This is a genomic window from Bifidobacterium sp. W8112, from assembly GCF_016101425.1.
Taxonomy (GTDB): Bacteria; Actinomycetota; Actinomycetes; order Actinomycetales; family Bifidobacteriaceae; genus Bombiscardovia; species Bombiscardovia apousia.
Genome location: NZ_JACFQN010000002.1, coordinates 689,330 through 707,777, shown reverse-complemented (window position 1 = coordinate 707,777; position 18,448 = coordinate 689,330). Strand labels below are relative to the sequence as shown.

Sequence of the window (18,448 nt, the reverse complement as noted above, 5' to 3'; positions counted from 1 at the left end):
AGGTGCAGGGTCAGGCCCTACGCCCCGATTTCATCAGGAGGTAATGAGTATGGCACGTGCAGTTGGCATTGATCTGGGAACCACCAATTCCTGCATTGCAACCCTGGAGGGCGGCGAGCCCACCGTAATCGTCAACGCTGAGGGCGCGCGGACTACGCCGTCGGTGGTGGCATTCAGCAAGTCCGGCGAGATTCTGGTCGGCGAGGTGGCCAAGCGGCAGGCAGTCACCAATGTGGATCGGACCATCAGCTCGGTCAAGCGCCACATGGGCACCGACTGGTCCGTCGAGATCGACGGCAAGAAGTGGACCCCGCAGGAGATCTCGGCCCAGATCCTCATGAAGCTCAAGAGGGACGCTGAGTCCTACCTGGGCGAGCCCGTCACTGACGCGGTCATCACCTGCCCTGCATACTTCAACGACGCTCAGCGCCAGGCCACCAAGGATGCCGGCAAGATCGCCGGTCTGAACGTCCTGCGCATCATCAACGAGCCCACCGCCGCGGCCCTGGCCTACGGCCTGGAGAAGGGCAAGGAGGATGAGCGCATCCTGGTCTTCGATCTGGGCGGCGGCACCTTCGACGTCTCCCTGCTGGAGATCGGCAAGGACGACGACGGCTTCTCCACCATTCAGGTTCAGGCCACCAACGGCGACAACAAGCTGGGCGGCGATGACTGGGATCAGAAGATCATCGACTGGCTGGTCAGCGAGGTCAAGAACAAGTACAACGTGGATCTGTCCAAGGACAAGATCGCCCTGCAGCGGCTCAAGGAGGCTGCTGAGCAGGCCAAGAAGGAGCTGAGCTCCTCCTCCTCCACCAGCATCTCCATGCAGTACCTGGCCATGACCCCCGACGGGACTCCAGTCCACCTGGACGAGACCCTGACCCGGGCGCACTTCGAAGAGATGACCTCTGACCTGCTGGGCCGCTGCCGCACGCCTTTCAACAACGTGCTGCACGATGCCGGCATTTCGGTTCAGGACATCGATCACGTGGTGCTGGTCGGCGGCTCCACCCGTATGCCCGCCGTCAAGGACCTGGTCAAGGAACTGACCGGCGGCAAGGAAGCCAACCAGACCGTCAACCCCGATGAGGTCGTGGCTGTCGGCGCTGCCGTGCAGTCCGGCGTCATCAAGGGCGACCGCAAGGACGTGCTGCTGATCGACGTGACCCCGCTCTCCCTGGGCATCGAGACCAAGGGCGGCATCATGACCAAGCTGATCGACCGCAACACCGCTATCCCCACCAAGCGGTCCGAGGTCTTCTCGACCGCTGAGGACAACCAGCCCTCCGTGCTGATTCAGGTCTACCAGGGTGAGCGCGAGTTCGCCCGTGACAACAAGCCTCTGGGGACCTTCGAGCTGACCGGCATCGCTCCGGCTCCGCGCGGCGTTCCTCAGATCGAGGTCACCTTCGACATCGACGCCAACGGCATTGTGCACGTCTCCGCCAAGGACAAGGGCACCGGCAAGGAGCAGTCCATGACCATCACCGGTGGTTCCGCCCTGCCCAAGGACGAGATTGACCGCATGGTCAAGGAGGCCGAGGCCCACGAGGCTGAGGACAAGCAGCGCCGTGAGGACGCCGACACCCGCAACGCCGCCGAGTCCGCCGCCTACCAGACCGAGAAGCTGGTCAACGACAACAAGGACAAGATCTCTGACGAGGTGGCCAAGGAGGTCACCGACAAGGTCAACGCTCTGAAAGAGGCTCTGAAGGGCGAGGACATGGACAAGATCAAGAACGCCCAGAGCGAGCTGATGACCTCTGCCCAGAAGATCGGCCAGGCCCTCTACGCCCAGCAGGGCTCCGCTGACGCTGCAGGCGCTCAGGGCGCTGCAGGTGCCGCCGGTGCTGCCCCGGGTGCGGACTCCTCCGCGTCTGCTGATGACGACGTGGTGGACGCCGAGGTCGTGGATGACGACGACAAGAAGAAGGACGGCGAGTGACATGTCGGCCTTCGACAAGGATGATACCGGGCCGCTGAAGGGCGACCCGGCCGCCGCCGGCGAACCGGACGGGAACGAGGCCAAGGCCTCCGACGCCGCTTCGACGCCCGATCAGGAAGCGGCTCGCGGCCGTCATGCCGGCAAGAGCGCAGCAGACGAGAGTCAGGCGGCCGACAAGGCTCCGTCGGATTCCTCCGCCAAGGACGCGTCATCAGCGGATGCTCAGGCTGACGACAAGACTGATGCTGACTCGGCCAAGGAAGACGGCACCGACAAGGAATCAGAGGGTCTGACTCCTCTGGGCCAGGCCAAGAAGGAGGCCGCCGATTATCTGGAGGCCCTCCAGCGTGAGCGGGCCGAGTTCGTCAACTTCCGCAACCGCGCCAAGAAGGAGCAGGACATCTTCCGCCAGCACGGCATCGTGGATGTGCTGACCGCCCTTCTTCCAGCCCTTGATGACATTGACCGGATCAAGGAGCACGGGCAGATGGACGACTCCTTCCAGGCTGTGGCCAAGAAGATCGACAAGACCTTCGAGAAGTTCGGCGTCGAGAAGTTCGGTGAAAAAGGCGAGGACTTCGACCCCACCAAGCATGAGGCCATCCTGCACAAGCCGGACCCCGAGGCCAAGAAAGAGACTGTTGACACGGTGGTTGAGGCAGGCTATCGGATCGGCGACCGGGTGATTAGGGCTGCCAGGGTAGTGGTGACCTCGCCCGGGCAGTAGCAGGGACGGTGATTGCGGACCTTCCGCAGGCTGAATCGACGCCTTCGCATGCGGCGGCTGGGTGGGGTACGGTCCCGCCCGCCGCCGCACGCGCAAGAGCGGATTCCAATTCGATATATTCGTAGCTTATGAGGAAAGGAGACATGGATGGCTGAGAATGAATGGCTGAGCAAGGACTACTACAAGGTCCTTGGTGTCTCCAAGGACGCCAGCGAAGCGGAGATCACCAAGGCCTACCGCAAGCTTGCCCGCAAATACCATCCCGATCTCAATAAGACCAAGGAGGCCGAGGAGAAGTTCAAGGACATCTCCGAAGCCTACGACGTGCTCAGCAACAAGGAGCAGCGCCAGAAGTACGATGCCATCCGCCAGTTCGGCATGGGGGGAGCCCGGTTCGCCGGGGGTTCCGGCCAGGGCGGCTTCAACACCGATGCCTTCTCGGACATCTTCGGCTCCATGTTCGGTGGGGCTGGAGCGCCTGGAGGCACCCGTATCCGTTTCGGCGATGGTTCGGGGCAGCCGGACTTTGCTGACATCTTCTCCTCCTTCGGCGGGGGTGCCGGCGGTGGCGGCCGGACCGCCTACCAGGAGAGCAGGCCCAGGCCAGTCAAGGGCGAGGATCGCAATTCTCGCATCGGCCTGTCCTTCCGTCAGGCGGTCAAGGGGGCCACGGTCTCCTTGAGCGTGGGTGGCAAGCGCTTCAAGACGCATATCCCTGCTGGGGTTCGCAATGGCCAGCGGATCAGGCTGGCTGGCAAGGGTCGGCCTGGCAGGGACGGAGGCGCCAATGGCGACCTCTACCTGCAGATCAGCGTTCAGCCCAGCCAGCGGTTCACCATGGAGGACAGGGATCTGGTCATGGCCCTGCCGGTGACGGTATCCGAGGCAGCCCTGGGGGCCAAGGTCCAGGCCCGGGACATCGACGACCAGGTCGTCACCTTCAAAATCCCGGCTGGCTCCTCCAGCGGCGACGAGATTCGCATCGCCGGCAAGGGGGTTCAGGACCGGCGCGGCAAGGGCGACCTGGTGGGGCGGCTTGAGATCCGCATGCCTGGTCGGTTGGGCATGGCCCAGAAGAAGGCCATGCGTGACTTTGCCAAGTACAGTGGCGACTTCGACGAGCAGATCGCCGGGGAACGCATGAAGATATGACGATCCTGATGCAGGATCAGGTTGGAACGAACAGCGGAGAGGAGTGATGATCATGGTCAGGGTGGATTCCGAGACCAGGCGGATCTATCTGGCCTGCGCTCGCGGGCTGGTGGCCGGGCGCATCAGTCTGGATGCTGCCGACGATGCCGGCTTGGACATTGAGTTGCCGGTCTTCAGCGTCGGCCAGGTCGGGCAGTTGGCCAACATCCATCCGCAGACCCTGCGCCAATATGACCGGCTGGGTCTGATCGTGCCGGAACGGACCGAGGGGGGTGCGCGCCGATACTCCCTGCGGGATCTGGACCGGTTGGGTCAGGCCCAGCATCTGAGCCAGGACGAGTCCATCAACCTGGCCGGGGTGACCAGGATCCTGGCCCTGGCCGAGGAGAATCGCCAGCTGAGGCGCCAGCTGCGCCGCTCCCACCAGTCACAAGGATCCAGTATGTTTGCCGCCGCTGCCGACGGCCGGGTCGTCGAGGTCAGGCGGTCCAGCAGGGCCCGGCTCTGGCGGCAGGACACGACGCATGACGAGGCCGATCCGACCGAGTCCAAATCGCTGATCGTCTGGAGCGTACGCTCCTGAAGCAGGTGAGGGCCCTGTGCTATGGTGAACAGGTTGGCCGCTCGCTCCAGAGCTGCGGCTGATCGTCGCCTGAATGCTTTGAGTACGGGGAAACCGCTTGCGCGAAATTCGTCATTCTCTGCTTTGCACGCGGCCTGCGAACTGTCGACCGACAGTACCGTTTTCTTCCCTGTTGTGAAAGGTCATTGTGACTGCTTCATCCATGCCCGATTCCAATTCGTCCAATTCCGGCCATTCTGCTGCAGAGCCTATGGCTGCAGAACCTATGACTTTTGACCATCTAGGGGTGCCTGAACCCTTGGTTCGTGTCCTGCGCAAGGACGGCAAGACCAGCGCCTTCCCCATCCAACGCGACACCCTGCCTGATGCTCTGGCTGGCCGCGACATCCTGGGTCGGGGCCGGACGGGTTCCGGCAAGACCCTGGCCTTCAGCATCCCTCTGGTGGCTCGACTGGCTGACGACGAGGGGGGACGTGCTCGCCATGGCCGCGGGGATGCCGCCAGATCAGGCAGTCTGCCCCGCCCGCGCGGTCTTGTCCTGGCCCCTACCCGCGAGCTGGCCAATCAAATCGACGAGGTTCTCAATCCGCTGGCTCAGGCTTACGGCATGCGGACCTGCACCGTCTACGGCGGCGTTGGCCAGGGCCGTCAGGTCGATGCTCTTCGGCGCGGGGCCAAGATCGTGGTGGCCTGCCCGGGTCGCCTGGAGGATCTGCTCCGTCAGCGCAAGCTCAGCCTGGAGGACGTGGAGATCGCCGTGCTGGACGAGGCCGACGAGATGGCTGACATGGGCTTCCTGCCTGCCGTGGAGCGGATACTGGCCCAGGTTCGCCCGGGTGGTCAGCGCATGCTTTTCTCGGCCACGCTGGATCATGGAGTGGATGCCGTGGTCAAGCGCTTCCTCAAGGATCCCAAGATTCACGAGGTGGACTCAGCCACCCAGCATGTGGATCTGATGACCCACCACATCTTCCGCACCACCCAGGCCGTCAAGCATGATCTCGTGCGCAAGCTGGCCTCGGGCGCCGGACGGCGCATTCTCTTCACCCGGACCAAATTCCAGGCCAAGAAGCTGGCCAAGAATCTGATCGACAACGGCATCCCGGCCGCACAGCTGCATGGCAACCTTTCACAGAATCAGCGCGATCGCAATCTGGGGGCGTTCTCCCGGGGCGAGGTGAAGGTCCTGGTGGCTACCGACGTGGCCGCCCGCGGTGTGGACATCAGTGACGTAGACCTCGTGGTTCAGGTAGATCCACCAGCCGATCCCAAGTCCTTTCTGCATCGGTCAGGGCGTACGGCTCGAGCCGGCCGTTCCGGCGACGTGGTCACCTTGGTCCTGCCCGACCAGTGGCGCGACACCAGACGGATGCTGCGCCTGGCCCATATCGATGCCAAGCCGGTTCAGGTGACCGCTGACTCGCCCGAGGTTACCGAACTCGTAGGGCCCGTAGCCAAGCCGGTGCACGGCTGGTCTTTGCAGGCCGAGCAGCCGCAGGCCTCGGGCGGCCGGTCTGCCCATGGAGGCCGTGGCGGCCGAAGCGGACATCGGGATCGTCGGCCTTACCGTTCCCGGAGGTCAAGTGACCGACCGGCACTCGATCATGAGGATGGTCCCTTGGACGGCCGGACCAGAGGCCATCGTCATTCCGGCAGCAGCGAGCGGACCCGTGGTCACGACCATGGCCGTGGCAGCGGCCGCGCTGGCTCTCGTTTTGACGCGGACCGTCGTGGGTTCCGCCGCGGTCATCGTCGTCATCGTCGCGATGGCAACCCCTTCCGCTCTGCCGCCAAGCGTTGATCCGCTGATGGGCGTGTTTCAGTAATGCGCCCATCGTGGTTGTCGGCTTCGCTGAAGCTTTTCTCTGAGCGTTTGACGAGGAATCGCAATCCAATCCGGCCCTGGCCACGTGCCAGGGTTCTTGCTTATAAAGCTGCCTGATGCCGCTATGCATCTACCTGCCTGATTGATCCTGGCAGAAGAGCGATAGCGATGCAGTGAAAAACGGCATAGGAAAAGAAGAAAAAGTATCTCGACACTGTGGAGCTGAGGGTAGTCGAAACCCCGACCTCTTCGATGCGAACGAAGCGCTCTACCAACTGAGCTACAGCCCCATTCGTTGCCCGACCGTAGCCGAACAACAGAAGCTTACTTTAGCGCGTGCCCTGGCCAAACGCAAAATATCTCAGATCAGGTGTCAGTCCGCCTTGGCGCTGGTTTCCTCGGTGGTCGCCTTCTTGCGGCCGAACTTTGCCTTGAGCAGGCCGATGACCGTGGGCAGGACCGAGATGACCAGGATCAGGATGATGACCAGCTCGAAATGCTGTTGGACTGCGGGGATGCCGCCGAAGAAATAGCCCAGGAGGGTGAAGAGGGTGGACCATATCAGGCCTCCCAGGACACTGAAGGGGGTGAAGCGGCGCCAGCGCATTCCGGAGATGCCCGATATGAAGGGCATGAAGGTTCTGATGAAAGGGAGGAAGCGTCCCAGGACCACGGCCAGGGGGCCCCACTTGTCGATCAGGCCCTCGGTCTTGGCGATTCGTTCGGGGGTCAGTGACTTCACGCGTCCCGAACGGACGATGGCCCTGCCGAAGAAGTGTCCGATGAAGTAGTTGCTCTGGTCGCCCAGGATGGGGGCCAGCCAGACGACGGGCAGGAGCACGTCCAAGGCCATGCCGCTGGATGGGTCATGGGCGAAGACGCCGGCGGCGAAGAGCAGGGAGTCGCCCGGCAGGAAGGGCATGAAGACCACGCCGGTCTCAATGAAGATGATCAGGAAGATGAACCCGTAGGTCGGCACCAGCCCCATGGCGATCCAGCTCGCGATGGCGCTGCGCGGATCCTTGAGCAGGTGTATCAGCCAGTTGACGAACCCCATGAATCGTGTTCCATTCCGTCGATGTGTGCTTTTCCAGAACCGAGACACACTTTAACAAGCTGGCCTTGGTACTCGGTACTCCCCGGTCTGATTCCTTGCGAGGACAACACAACCCATCGATGCCGGACTTATCGGCTGTCGGCCACGGTCCTGTCGTCGGTCCTCCTGTGCGAAGATAGGCAGGAAGGGTCACACAATGGAGGAGTGGACATATGGTCAATGACGAACGGCTCGCCTTCCCTGAGGACTTCACCTGGGGCACGGCAACGGCATCCTTCCAGGTAGAGGGTGCGGCGTACGAGGACGGCAGGGGGGACTCCATCTGGGACGTCTACTGCAGGCAGCCAGGAAGGATAGCGGATGGATCCAATGGCGATGTCGCCTGTGATCAGTACCACCGCTACCCGGAGGACATTGCGCTGATGAAGCAGATGGGGGTGGGGGCCTACCGGCTGTCTGTAGCCTGGCCTCGTATTGTGCCCCAGGCAGGCGGTGCCATCAACCAGGCTGGCTTGGATCACTACCGGCGGGTGCTGGACATGCTGCTGGAAAACGGCATCAAACCTGTCGTCACCCTCTACCACTGGGATCTGCCTCAGTACCTGCAGGAGGCTGGAGGCTGGGCCAACCGCGACACCGCCCAACGGTATGCCGACTATGCAGCCGTCCTGGCCAAGGCTCTGGGCGATCGGGTGCAGACTTGGACCACCCTGAACGAACCCTGGTGCTCGGCCTATCTGGGTTACGGCAATGGCGGCCATGCTCCAGGCATCTGCGACTACGGGCAGGCTCTGGCAGCAGTCCATCATCTGAACCTTGCTCATGGGCTGGGAGCCCAGGCCATTCGTGCCGAACTGGGTGACAGGGCGCGCATATCGGTGACCCTGAACCTGCAGGTCAACCGGGCCGATAGCGACGATCCGGCGGATCTGGCGGCCAAGACCCGGGCTGACCTGTTCGCCAACGAGGTCTGGCTGGGCCCCATGCTGGCCGGCACCTATGACCAACGCATCCATGATGCCGCCGAGGGCCTCACTGACTGGAGCTTTGTTCGTGACGGTGATCTGGAACAGATCCATCAGCCCTTGGACGTGCTGGGCATCAACTACTATTCAACCAACCACGTGGGGGGTCGAAGCGGCGCTGGTTCCGAGCGCAACCCCATGCCCGCCCAGGATATGGTCGAGACTCTGCCTCCTCAGGGGCCGTTGACCGCCATGGGCTGGAACCAGGAGCCTCAGGGGCTGACCGATCTGCTCATGGAGGTCTCCGGCCGTTTCCCCAAGCTGGATCTTATGATCACCGAGAACGGATCTGCCTGGGAGGACCAGGTCAGCCTGGATTCATCCTTCCCTGGCGGCAAAGGGGTGCACGATCCCCAGCGGGTGGCCTATCTGGAGGAGCACCTGCGTGCCGTGGCCCGCGCCATCCATGCAGGTGCCCGGGTGACCGGTTACTTCGCCTGGTCCCTGCTGGATAACTTTGAGTGGGCCCTGGGCTACACCAAGCGCTTTGGGCTGATCAGGGTCGACTATGACACACAGGAGAGGATCTGGAAGGATTCCGGTCTGCGGTACGCGCAGATCATTCATGATCGTGCAGTCTGAGCACGACGGCATACAAACGTTGCTGCGAGGCGGTCGGGCGTCCCTGTCCGGCCGCCTCCTTTGTCTTAGATCCAGCTGGACAGCCACATGTGCATGCGCCAGAAGTCATAGGGGATGGGCATGGCGGTCCACAGCGGGTAGAAGAAGACTGAGGTCAGGCCTAGCAGGGTCAGGCCCATGATCATGGTCTGCCGGTAGAGGACGCTGTCCGAATTCTGCCGCAGCCAGTTGGCCACATAGCAGATTGCCAGAATCATCCAGGGCAGGATGACGATGGAATAGAAAGTGAAAGTGGTCCGGTTCATGTATTGGATCCAGGGCAGCCAGCCGGCCAGCATGCCTGCCAAGACCCCCCAGATCCGCCAATCTCCGTGCTTGACCACGACGGCGATGACGATGGCGAGAACCATGCAGATGCTTCCCAGCCACCAGGTCAGGGGATTGCCCAAGGATGTGACAGCAGCCACGCAGGGGGAGTCCTTGGCCAGTCCGCACAGGCCGGGGAAGCCTGTGATCTTCTGCCAGTAGAAGCTGGTGGGTCTGATCTGCAGGGGCCACGTCAGGGGATTGGCCATATATGGATGGCGGGTATGCAGGGTGGTGTGGAAGTGCCACATCTGCCGGTGGTATTCAGCCAGGGACCGCAACCCCTCCGGCAGCCAGGTCAGACCCTGTCCAGGGTGCTGGGCCGCCCAGTTGTGCATGAAGGAATCGCCGTGCAGGAACCATCCCGTCCAGGAGACCAGATAGGTGCCCGCCCAGACGGGGATCATAAGCAGGGCCGCCGGCAGCCCGTCCCTGAACACGGCGCTCTGCAGCCAGGATCCGTATCCTGCCTGATGGCGTTCCCAGCCGTCCCAGAGCACTGAGATCAGGGCGAAGACGGCAAAGAAATAGGCGCCTGACCACTTGGTGCCGGTGGCCAGGCCCAGGAGCAGGGCGGCTCCTGTCCGCCACCAGGACCAGGCGATGAAGGGGCCGGTAGTGGCCACAGGCAGTTCGACACGGCTTTGCTGTCCCTGCTGTCCATGTGACTGAATGACCTTCACCCGGTAGTGCAGACGAAAATCAGCCTGATCCTTGACCCAGGATTGTCGCAGCCTGGTCCGCGCCCAGTCCCGATGGCCCATCAGGCACAGCCAAGCTCCCAGGACGAAGATCATGACGAAGTTGTCCAGCAGGCCGGTACGGCTCATCACGATGCCCAGACCATCGATAGCCATGAGGAAGCCAGCTGTCAGGGCGATGGGCAGGTTATGGAAGAGGCGCAGGGCTACTCGGCAGAGCAGCAGGATGGCGATGGTGCCCGCCAGGGCAGTGGCCACTCGCCAAGCGAAGGGGTTCCCGGCTCCGCCGAACAGTTTGAGACCCAAAGCGATGCACCACTTGCCCACCGGCGGGTGAACCACGTATTCGGCCTGGGGCAGCCAGTCGCCTGTATGCCCCTGGGCAAAGAGCTGGTCGATGGGAAGGTCAAGGGGACCGGCTTTTTTTGGCCAGTTGCGCGGCTCGCCGGTCATGAGCATAGTCCAGGCGTCTTTGACGTAATATGTCTCGTCGAAGACGATGGCCCGAGGGCTGCCCAGCCGTACAAACCGCAGAAGCCCGCCCAGAAGAGCCATGAGTATGCATGCCAGCCAGCTGCTCTGCCTACGGGAGAGCCTGGGTATCGTGATCCCTCGTTTGGTGTGCTGACCCTTGGGCGTGCTGAAGATGGACAGCATGGCAGGGCGACCGGACCGGTGGGCGGCGTGCCTGCCGTGTCTGGAGGAGCGATGCTGCGAAGAAAGCCCTGCCAAAGATGTCATCACCCCTAGATTAGGCCATACTGAAGGCATGAGCAGCATGAATGGCCGGAGCGATGGACATATACAGGGTGGAGAAAGCCATGCAGGGTCGATTTCGCCCAGTGTTTCACGTGGAACAGTGGTGCTGGCGGCCACGCCTATAGGCAATGTCGCCGATGCCTCGACACGCTTGGTGGAGCTCCTGCAGTCGGCGGACCTGGTGGCAGCAGAGGACACGCGGCGGCTCTATGATCTGGCCAATCGTTTGGGGGTGCGCGTAGGCGGCAAGGTTATGGCCTATCACGATCATAACGAGCGGCGGATGGCCGATCCCATCCTGGATCAGGTGCGTGACGGAGCCTGCGCACTGGTGGTCTCAGATGCGGGCATGCCCACCATCAACGATCCGGGCATGGCCATCGTCAGGCGGGCTATTGAGCGAGGCATACCGGTCACCTGTGCCCCAGGCCCCAGCGCCGTGCTGGATGCCCTGGCCCTCTCCGGTCTGCCGACCGACCGATTCTGCTATGAGGGGTTTCTTCCCCGTCGACATCAGGAGCGGTTGCGGCATCTGCGCACCCTGCGCAGCGAGGAGCGGACCATGGTCTTCTACGAGACGCCCCACCGCATCGATCAGGCTATGCAGGACCTTCAGGAGGTCTTCGGCCCCGACCGGCTCATGGCCCTCTGCCGGGAGCTGACCAAGGAACATGAACAGATTCGGCGGGGCACAGTCGATGAAATTGTGCGTTCCCTCCAGGAGGATCCTCCCCGTGGAGAGATGGTTCTGGTCGTGGCTGGTGCATCCGCCTTGGAGGCCAGGCGCAACGATCCTGAGGCCATGGATGATCAGCAGCTGGCGGTTCTGGCACGTGATCTGGTTCGAACCGAGGGACTGCGCCTCAAGGAGGCCATCGCGCGGGTAGCTGCCGAGCACCCCCTGGCTGATGGCAGCCTGCCTAATCGCAAGCGGATCTATGCCTTGGCCGTTCAAGAGGATGAAGAGGACTGATTTCCGCTCCCCTCATTCAGTAACACCTCTAGTGCTCTGCGCACACCGGGCCCGCCCAGCTGGGAGATGGTCTCCAGCAGGGCTGGCGAGGCAGCGGGATTGGCCACCAGCCACCGGCGCAGCTGAGGCTCTTCTCGGGCGATGGTCCAGAGGATGCTCGGGTCGGTCGCGGGGTCTGTGGCCATCAGCGCCGTGGGCACCAGGGGAGGTTCTGGTGGTGGGGCGCGCATCTCGGCCATGGGTTGGATGCTGTTGGGTTCGTCTTGGCTCAAATCGTCTTCTGCCGAGGATCGCGACCGGCTGCTGATGGCAGTCATGAGTCGGACCATGCGTTCAGTGGCAGAGGACCCACGATGGCCCCGGACCCTGCCTCGGTGCCGATGATGGCCATGTGCACCTCGGGCGTCCCTCACTGGCAGACTCATAGGATCGCCTTGAGTCTTTTTATGGTCTCCAGCCCTTGAGCGTGGCCAGGCCAGCGGGGGTTGGAGGACAGAAGCGCCTCACAGGATCCGCAGCTGACCTGATATCGCTCCATGAGCTCATGCAAGACCGCTATGGTCTCTTCTCCGTTGCACTGGCCCGAGGGATCGCAGGCCAGATCGCAGGCCGTCCAGAGCGGCGAAGTCACCCAAAGTTTCCCAAGCTTCATCAGATAGCGGGCATCCAGCTGTCGCTGGTGGGGGTGCAGAGGCCTGCCGTGAACCGGCGTGCGGAAGTGGGAGTTGGAGATAATGTCCAGCGTGTCGGGGAAACGGCCGTTGATCCATATCCAGAGCGCCAGTCCGCCGCATGCTGCTGCGCCGTAAGGGACCATGGGCATGACGATGGAGGCGCGACCGTAGAGTCCCTCAGCCTGTTCGTTCAGGTAGCAGCAGGATCGGTCCAGACAGGTTACGATCCCCTCATTCACCAACAGGCTGAGACTGAGCGGGCCGGGCAGATCTCCGGTTTGGATCAGACTGGGCAGCGGTTTGGGATCGGGTGTCAGGGCCCCAAGTTCGGTCGTAGGAGGACGGCCGCGGGTGCGCATCGGCGCTGCTCCGGCTGGTGGTCCGGGCCACTGTTGAGCGGTGTCGGCGTGTGGTGTTCGGCCTGGCGGCTTTGTTGTAGCTCTGAGGGTGTGGCTGGCGCCATAGGCAGTGGTAGGCGTCCACGTCACTCCCCCGAGGACGTGTTCTCGATTCATGGTTCGACTGTAAACGGCTGGTCCCGAATTTGCCCGAGGGAGGGCCAAATTTGTGCACTTGTGGATAATCTGCTTGCTCGACGGCAGTCCTGTGGACGAGCAGGGGGATTGTAGGCCTGAGCCGATAATCTTGCTGGTATGAGTCATATCCTTGTTTCCGTCGCCTGGCCCTACGCGAATGGGCCCCGTCATATCGGCCACGTCGCTGGGTTCGGCGTCCCCTCGGACGTCTACGCACGCTACGAACGCATGAAGGGCAATGATGTCCTTATGGTTTCGGGGACTGACGAGCACGGCACTCCCATCCTGGTGGAGGCTGACGCCGAGGGTGTGGGTCCCCAAGAGATCGCCGACCGCTACAACCGGGTCATCGTCAAGGATTTGTGCGATCTGGGGCTCAGCTATGACCTTTTCACCAGGACTACGACCGGCAATCACGAGAAGGTGGTGCAGGAGCTCTTCCGCCAGTGCAGGGCCAATGGCTACATCTATGAAGGCCAGCAGAAGGTGGCCATCTCGCCTTCCACTGGCCGGACCCTGCCGGACCGCTATATCGAGGGGACCTGCCCCATCTGCGGTGCTGACGGCGCTCGCGGCGACCAATGCGACAACTGCGGCAACGAGCTGGATCCGGACGAGCTGATCAACCCCGTATCCAAGATCAACGGGGAGACCCCCCGGTTCGAGGAGTCCAAGCACTTCTTCTTGGACCTGCCCGCACTGGCCGAGGCCAACCTGGCCTGGTTGAAGACCCGCAAGGGCTGGCGCAGCAACGTGCTCAACTTCTCCCTGGGGCTGTTCAAGGAGGTCAAGCCGCGAGCCATCACCCGCGACATCGACTGGGGCATTCCCGTGCCTGTGGACGGCTGGGTCGACGACCCCAACAAGAAGCTCTATGTTTGGTTCGACGCCGTCATCGGATACCTGTCGGCGTCCATCGAGTGGGCCCGCCGTCAGGGCGACCCCGAGGCCTGGCGCAAGTGGTGGAATGACCCCAAGGCCCTGGGCTACTACTTCATGGGCAAGGACAACATCACCTTCCACTCGCAGATCTGGCCCTCGGAGATTCTGGCCTACAACGGCCAGGGGTCCAAGGGCGGACAGCCGGGATCCTACGGCGAGCTCAACCTGCCCGAGCAGGTGGTGGCCAGCGAGTTCATGACCATGGAGGGCAAGAAGTTCAGCTCCTCGCGGGGCATCGTCATCTACGTCAAGGACATCCTGGCGCGCTACCCGGTCGATGCAGTCCGCTACTACATTTCCATCGCTGGTCCGGAGACCTCGGACTCGGACTTCACTTGGGCGGAGTTCGTCCGGCACAACAACGAGGAGCTGGCCGCTTCCTGGGGCAACCTGGTCAACCGCGTGGCCAACCTGCTCAACAAGGACTTCGGCAGCATCCCCCGCATCGAGGAGGACTGGCTGACCGAGGAGGATACTGCCCTGCTGGCCCGCAGCCTGCAGGCCTTCGATACCGTGGGCTCCCTGATCGAGCACCATCGCCAGAAGGCCGCTCTGGTCGAGGCCATGGCTCTGGTGGGCGATATCAACAAGTACATCTCCGCCCAGGAGCCCTGGAAGATCAAGGATGACCAGAACCGACTGGCTGCCGTCCTGCACACCGCAGCGCAGGCCGTGCTGGACGCCAACACCATGCTGGCCCCCTTCCTGCCGCATGCTTCTCAGCGGGTCTGGGAGACCATGGGCGGCAAGGGCACCTTCTCGCCCCTGCCTCGTGTCGAGGAGGTTGACGACCTGGATCGGTCCGGCTTCCACTATCCCATCATCACCGGCGACTACCGGCTGGGGGAGACGGTCCACCCTTGGGCGCGTGAGCCCCTCAGGGACGGCACGCCGATCGAACGGCCCATACCCATCTTTCCGCGCATTCCCAAGGAGGCCGTGCAGGAGGAGCTGGATCGTTTCCAGGAGCAACTGGACCGCCGCAAGGCCAAAGAGCGCGCCCGATTCGAGGCGGAGCAGGCCAAGCTGGGCGACCAGGGCAAGTGACGGTCGACGCGCCCGTGACGGCATTCGTGATTCACAGAGAACTTTGAGGTTTTCGGGCACTTCCTCCAAGGTAGCGCTGGTTATATTTGTTCTGTCGGTTGAAGTACTGGCCGATGGGGGTCGTGCGGCCCCGATAACTGAACCCCTTCTTCTCTCTCTCTTCTCGCCCGGCGGCTCTTCGAACCGCCGGGTTCTTTCGTCATGGAAGACCCATAGGATGAGTAACCATGAAGATTGCCCAATTCGCCTGTGTGCTCTTCGATCTGGACGGGGTGCTGGTGCCCACGACCATCCTGCACAAGGCCGCCTGGAAGGCGTTGTTCGATCAGGTCCTGCCCGGGAACGTCCCGGCCTACACGGAGCAGGACTACTACGCCTATGTGGATGGCCGGCCCCGCTATGATGGCGTCGACGCCCTGCTGCGCAGCAGGGGCATTGAGCTGGACTGGGGCAACCCGGATGACGATCCGCAGCTGGACACCGTCTGCGGATACGGCAATCGCAAGAACATGACCTTTGAGCGGATGCTGAAGCAGAAGGGCATCGATCCCTACCCGGACACGGTGGATCTGCTCAGGCACCTGCGCGCCGACAAGAAGCGTCTGGCTGTGGTGTCCAGTTCGCGCAACACGGCCCAGGTACTCCAGGCCGCAGGAATCGCCGGATACTTCGATACAGTGGTGGACGGCAATCTCAAGGACGAGATGGGCCTTCAGGGCAAGCCGGCCCCGGACACCTACGCCTATGCGGCCAAGGTGCTGGGCCTGCGCAATGAGGATGCTGTTGTGGTCGAGGATGCCCTCTCAGGCGTGGCCGCTGGTCATGCGGGCAGGTTTGGCCTGGTCGTGGGCGTGAACAGGGGCGCCGGCCGCGAGCAGCTGCTCAAGGCGGGTGCGGACCTGGTGGTGGATCAGCTGATCGAGCTGATCGACGACGATGCCGGCGAGCGTGGGCAGGGGGAGGATCCCAGTCTGGATGAGGATCGCTTCCCTGTAGAAGAGTGGGGCCTGAGCGAGATCGGGCAGCCCGATGCCGTCAGCGCCACAGTCTTCTCGGTCACCAACGGCTCCGTCGGTGTCAGGGGCGAAGGTGGCGGGGAGCGCTGTCTGGGCAACGGCACCTTCCTGAGCGGCTTCCATGACACCTTCCGAATAGCTCACCCCGAAAGCGCCTACGGATATGCCAAGGTAGGGCAGCTGATTCAGGGAGTGCCCGATGCTTCGGACTTCACCCTCAAGGTGGAGGGACTGCCTCTGGGCAGGCCGGAAAAGACCACGCAGCGTCTGGACTTCCGAACCGGAATCGCGACCACCACCAATCTGTACGACCTGGGCCACAGCATCCACCTGAAGACCGTGCTCACCCGCATGGTCTGCCTCTATGACCGCAGCCTGAGCGTCTGCACGCTGACCGTTGAGTCGCCCGACCGGGACATGGCTGTGGTGGTCGAGGGCCCGGTCAACGCTGACAACCCCCGCCATGTCAACTCCAGTGACCCCCGCAAGTCGACCTTTGTGGACGGCTGTGGAATCCATGAGGTGCTGGACAATGCGGTCTATGGCGAGCTGAGCGCGGATTGCAGGGTCTTTCGCTGCAATAATTCACGGCTCAGCCTGGCCTTGGGTGTCCGGCAGTTCAGGGATGGTCGGCCTGTCGAGGGCTCCGGATGGCGCATGGACGTGCCCAAGGGCGGTTCCACCCGTCTGGTCCGTTACGCCGTCTACCGCAGCCACCCTATTCTTCCGGCTGGCACCAGCGGCAACGGTCTGGTCGTGCAGACCCGCGGCGAGGGGACCAGGAATCTGGTCGAGGACTGCAGAGATCGGCTGGAGGAGGTCAGCACCCTCTCTGTGGAGGAGCTGGAGCGGCGTCAGCGGGAATGGCTGGATCGGTTCTGGGAGCGTCAGGATATCCGCATCCAGGCCGACGATGGGGGTCGTACCCAGCAGATGGTGCGCTGGGAACTGTTCCAGCTGGCCCAGTCCACGGCCCAGATCGAGAACGGCGTGGGCGCCAAGGGTCTGAGCGGATCCGGCTACAGCGGCCACTACTTCTGGGACACCGAGATCTACATTCTCCCCTTCCTGATTTACTCGGCGCCTGCTCGGGCAAGAGCCGTCCTTCACTACCGCTACCTGATGCTGCCGGCGGCCAGGCGCAGGGCCTGCGCACTCAACCTGAACGGCGCCCTCTTCCCCTGGAGGACCATCGACGGTGAGGAGGCCTCCGCCTACTTCCCCACGGGCACGGCCCAGTACCACATCGATGCCGATATCGCCTACGCGGTGGCCCAGTACGTGCAGGTCACCGGGGATGAAGACTTTCTGCAAGCTGAGGGCATCGACATCCTGGTGGAGACGGCCCGTCTCTGGATGAGCCTGGGGCGTTACAAGGAGGACGGCCGCTTCCACATCCACTGCGTGACCGGCCCAGACGAGTACACGGTCCTGGTTGACGACAACCTCTACACCAACCAGATGGCCCGGTTCAACCTCCTGGCCGCTTACAAGGGCTACCAGCACCTACGCGAGAAGCATCCAGATCTGATCGGCGGCATACGCGAGAGGCTGCACTTCGACGATGGTGAGGCCGACAAATGGTCCAGCGCAGCTCAAGCCATGTTCGTCCCCTTTGATGATCAGGAGGGAGTCCATGCCCAGGACGCTCAATTTATGCAGCGACCCCGTTGGCACTTCGACCGGTTCACGGCCAGGCCCCTGCTGCTGCACTACCATCCGCTGGTTATTTACCGGCACAAGGTGCTCAAGCAGACCGACGTAGTCATGGCTCTCTACCTGCTCAGCTCCTGGTTCACTCCGGAGCAGAAGCGGGCCGACTTCGACTACTACGATCCGCTGACCACTGGGGATTCGACCCTGTCAGCAGCCTCCCAGTCCATCCTCGCCGCCGAGGTGGGGCATGACCAGCTGGCCATGCAGTACTTCCGTCGGTCCTTGTTTACGGACGTGGACGATCTGCATGCCAACACGACGGACGGCATCCATTTGGCTGCCTGTGGAGGCGTCTGGTCCAGCCTGGTCTGCGGCTTCGGCGGCCTGCGGGACACCGGCGGAACCGGGCTAAGTATTGACCCCCGCCTGCCTTCATCCTGGCGCTCGATGACCTACGAGCTGGAGGTGCGGGGCACCAGGTTCCAGGTTGCTGTAACGACAGACGGTGTCGATCTGAAGCGCGTGTCAGGACCCGAGCTGGATCTTCTGGTCCAGGGGCATCCACGCCATATATGATCTCCGGATTCTGGGCCTAGACACACCCGGGATCCGCAGGTGCACCTGATGCAGACTCCAATGGATTAAGTGGATGCCGGACGGATCGAGGATAACTGGGACTTGACGCTGGGGACTTGAGTGGGTCTGTAGCTTCGGGAACAGTCTCATGAAAAACGAGAAGTGAACATGTCCTGATTTGGCTCACTTCTAGCCCAGGTCTGAGTTTTACTGGCCGCGTTCCCTGTTGCGGTACAGGTGGAGGCATTGATTGGAGCACTTACGCACGATTATGGGATTTTATTCGTGTAAGGCTTCGTCATG

The 18,448-nt window shown here is 62.6% G+C and carries 12 protein-coding genes, 1 tRNA gene and 1 pseudogene; 9 read left to right on the top strand and 5 right to left on the bottom strand.

All coding sequences use genetic code 11. From position 1 onward, the window contains the following. Positions 1-49: 49 nt before the first annotated feature. From dnaK to H3T92_RS07010, 5 genes and pseudogenes are all read left to right on the top strand, one after another. On the top strand, positions 50-1,948 hold the full coding sequence (gene dnaK / locus H3T92_RS07030; RefSeq protein ID WP_198189662.1) for a molecular chaperone DnaK: 1,899 nt from the start codon (positions 50-52) through the stop codon (positions 1,946-1,948). A gap of 1 nt (position 1,949) precedes the next feature. Further along, positions 1,950-2,675, top strand: coding sequence for a nucleotide exchange factor GrpE (gene grpE, locus H3T92_RS07025; RefSeq protein WP_198189661.1), 726 nt, complete (start codon positions 1,950-1,952; stop codon positions 2,673-2,675). A gap of 147 nt (positions 2,676-2,822) precedes the next feature. Continuing rightward, entirely contained in the window at positions 2,823-3,827 is a 1,005-nt protein-coding gene (locus tag H3T92_RS07020) for a DnaJ C-terminal domain-containing protein (RefSeq protein WP_198189660.1), read from the top strand. 52 nt (positions 3,828-3,879) lie between these two features. Continuing rightward, positions 3,880-4,410: a heat shock protein transcriptional repressor HspR gene (locus H3T92_RS07015; protein WP_198189696.1), complete on the top strand. Its 531-nt coding sequence runs from the start codon at positions 3,880-3,882 to the stop codon at positions 4,408-4,410. Between the two features lie 202 nt (positions 4,411-4,612). After that, a pseudogene (locus H3T92_RS07010) lies at positions 4,613-6,163 on the top strand (DEAD/DEAH box helicase); the annotation flags it as partial. Positions 6,164-6,452: 289 nt separating this feature from the next. Here the strand turns inward: H3T92_RS07010 and H3T92_RS07005 are convergent. Together H3T92_RS07005 and H3T92_RS07000 are read right to left on the bottom strand one after the other, a co-directional pair. Further along, positions 6,453-6,525, bottom strand: a tRNA-Ala gene (locus H3T92_RS07005). Positions 6,526-6,608: 83 nt separating this feature from the next. After that, positions 6,609-7,292 carry a VTT domain-containing protein gene (locus tag H3T92_RS07000; protein WP_101431836.1) on the bottom strand — a complete coding sequence of 228 codons (684 nt, stop codon included), beginning with the start codon at positions 7,290-7,292 and terminating at the stop codon, positions 6,609-6,611. A gap of 212 nt (positions 7,293-7,504) precedes the next feature. Between H3T92_RS07000 and H3T92_RS06995 the strand changes: the two genes are divergently transcribed. Continuing rightward, positions 7,505-8,899 (top strand): GH1 family beta-glucosidase, encoded by a 1,395-nt coding sequence (locus H3T92_RS06995; RefSeq protein ID WP_144085241.1) that lies wholly within the window; start codon positions 7,505-7,507, stop codon positions 8,897-8,899. 65 nt (positions 8,900-8,964) lie between these two features. Here the strand turns inward: H3T92_RS06995 and H3T92_RS06990 are convergent, their stop codons facing one another. Further along, entirely contained in the window at positions 8,965-10,521 is a 1,557-nt protein-coding gene (locus H3T92_RS06990) for a dolichyl-phosphate-mannose--protein mannosyltransferase (RefSeq protein ID WP_144085542.1), read from the bottom strand. A gap of 223 nt (positions 10,522-10,744) precedes the next feature. Here H3T92_RS06990 and rsmI point away from each other — a divergent pair, with 223 nt between their 5' ends. Further along, on the top strand, positions 10,745-11,698 hold the full coding sequence (gene rsmI / locus H3T92_RS06985) for a 16S rRNA (cytidine(1402)-2'-O)-methyltransferase (RefSeq protein ID WP_144085543.1): 954 nt from the start codon (positions 10,745-10,747) through the stop codon (positions 11,696-11,698). Here rsmI and H3T92_RS06980 read toward each other — a convergent pair. Both H3T92_RS06980 and H3T92_RS06975 read right to left on the bottom strand, forming a co-directional pair. After that, entirely contained in the window at positions 11,677-11,970 is a 294-nt protein-coding gene (locus tag H3T92_RS06980; RefSeq protein WP_232341909.1) for a variant leucine-rich repeat-containing protein, read from the bottom strand. The two genes, rsmI and H3T92_RS06980, sit on opposite strands and share 22 nt — an antisense overlap. A gap of 149 nt (positions 11,971-12,119) precedes the next feature. Next, positions 12,120-12,731 (bottom strand): hypothetical protein, encoded by a 612-nt coding sequence (locus H3T92_RS06975; RefSeq protein WP_144085242.1) that lies wholly within the window; start codon positions 12,729-12,731, stop codon positions 12,120-12,122. A gap of 294 nt (positions 12,732-13,025) precedes the next feature. On the opposite strand from H3T92_RS06975, the gene metG reads away from it, so the two are divergent. Both metG and H3T92_RS06965 read left to right on the top strand, forming a co-directional pair. Next, positions 13,026-14,897 (top strand): methionine--tRNA ligase, encoded by a 1,872-nt coding sequence (gene metG, locus H3T92_RS06970; protein WP_144085243.1) that lies wholly within the window; start codon positions 13,026-13,028, stop codon positions 14,895-14,897. Between the two features lie 227 nt (positions 14,898-15,124). Beyond that, positions 15,125-18,145: an HAD-IA family hydrolase gene (locus H3T92_RS06965; protein WP_144085244.1), complete on the top strand. Its 3,021-nt coding sequence runs from the start codon at positions 15,125-15,127 to the stop codon at positions 18,143-18,145. Positions 18,146-18,448: the final 303 nt, after the last annotated feature.

Bases quoted from the DNA above. Each gene is read 5' to 3' on its own strand.
- H3T92_RS06975 (WP_144085242.1), bottom strand. From the start codon at position 12,731: ATGCGCACCCGCGGCCGTCCTCCTACGACCGAACTTGGGGCCCTGACA.
- H3T92_RS06995 (WP_144085241.1), top strand. From the start codon at position 7,505: ATGGTCAATGACGAACGGCTCGCCTTCCCTGAGGACTTCACCTGGGGC.
- grpE (WP_198189661.1), top strand. From the start codon at position 1,950: ATGTCGGCCTTCGACAAGGATGATACCGGGCCGCTGAAGGGCGACCCG.
- metG (WP_144085243.1), top strand. From the start codon at position 13,026: ATGAGTCATATCCTTGTTTCCGTCGCCTGGCCCTACGCGAATGGGCCC.
- H3T92_RS07000 (WP_101431836.1), bottom strand. From the start codon at position 7,292: ATGGGGTTCGTCAACTGGCTGATACACCTGCTCAAGGATCCGCGCAGC.
- H3T92_RS07015 (WP_198189696.1), top strand. From the start codon at position 3,880: ATGGTCAGGGTGGATTCCGAGACCAGGCGGATCTATCTGGCCTGCGCT.
- H3T92_RS06965 (WP_144085244.1), top strand. From the start codon at position 15,125: ATGAAGATTGCCCAATTCGCCTGTGTGCTCTTCGATCTGGACGGGGTG.
- rsmI (WP_144085543.1), top strand. From the start codon at position 10,745: ATGAATGGCCGGAGCGATGGACATATACAGGGTGGAGAAAGCCATGCA.
- dnaK (WP_198189662.1), top strand. From the start codon at position 50: ATGGCACGTGCAGTTGGCATTGATCTGGGAACCACCAATTCCTGCATT.
- H3T92_RS07020 (WP_198189660.1), top strand. From the start codon at position 2,823: ATGGCTGAGAATGAATGGCTGAGCAAGGACTACTACAAGGTCCTTGGT.
- H3T92_RS06990 (WP_144085542.1), bottom strand. From the start codon at position 10,521: ATGGCTCTTCTGGGCGGGCTTCTGCGGTTTGTACGGCTGGGCAGCCCT.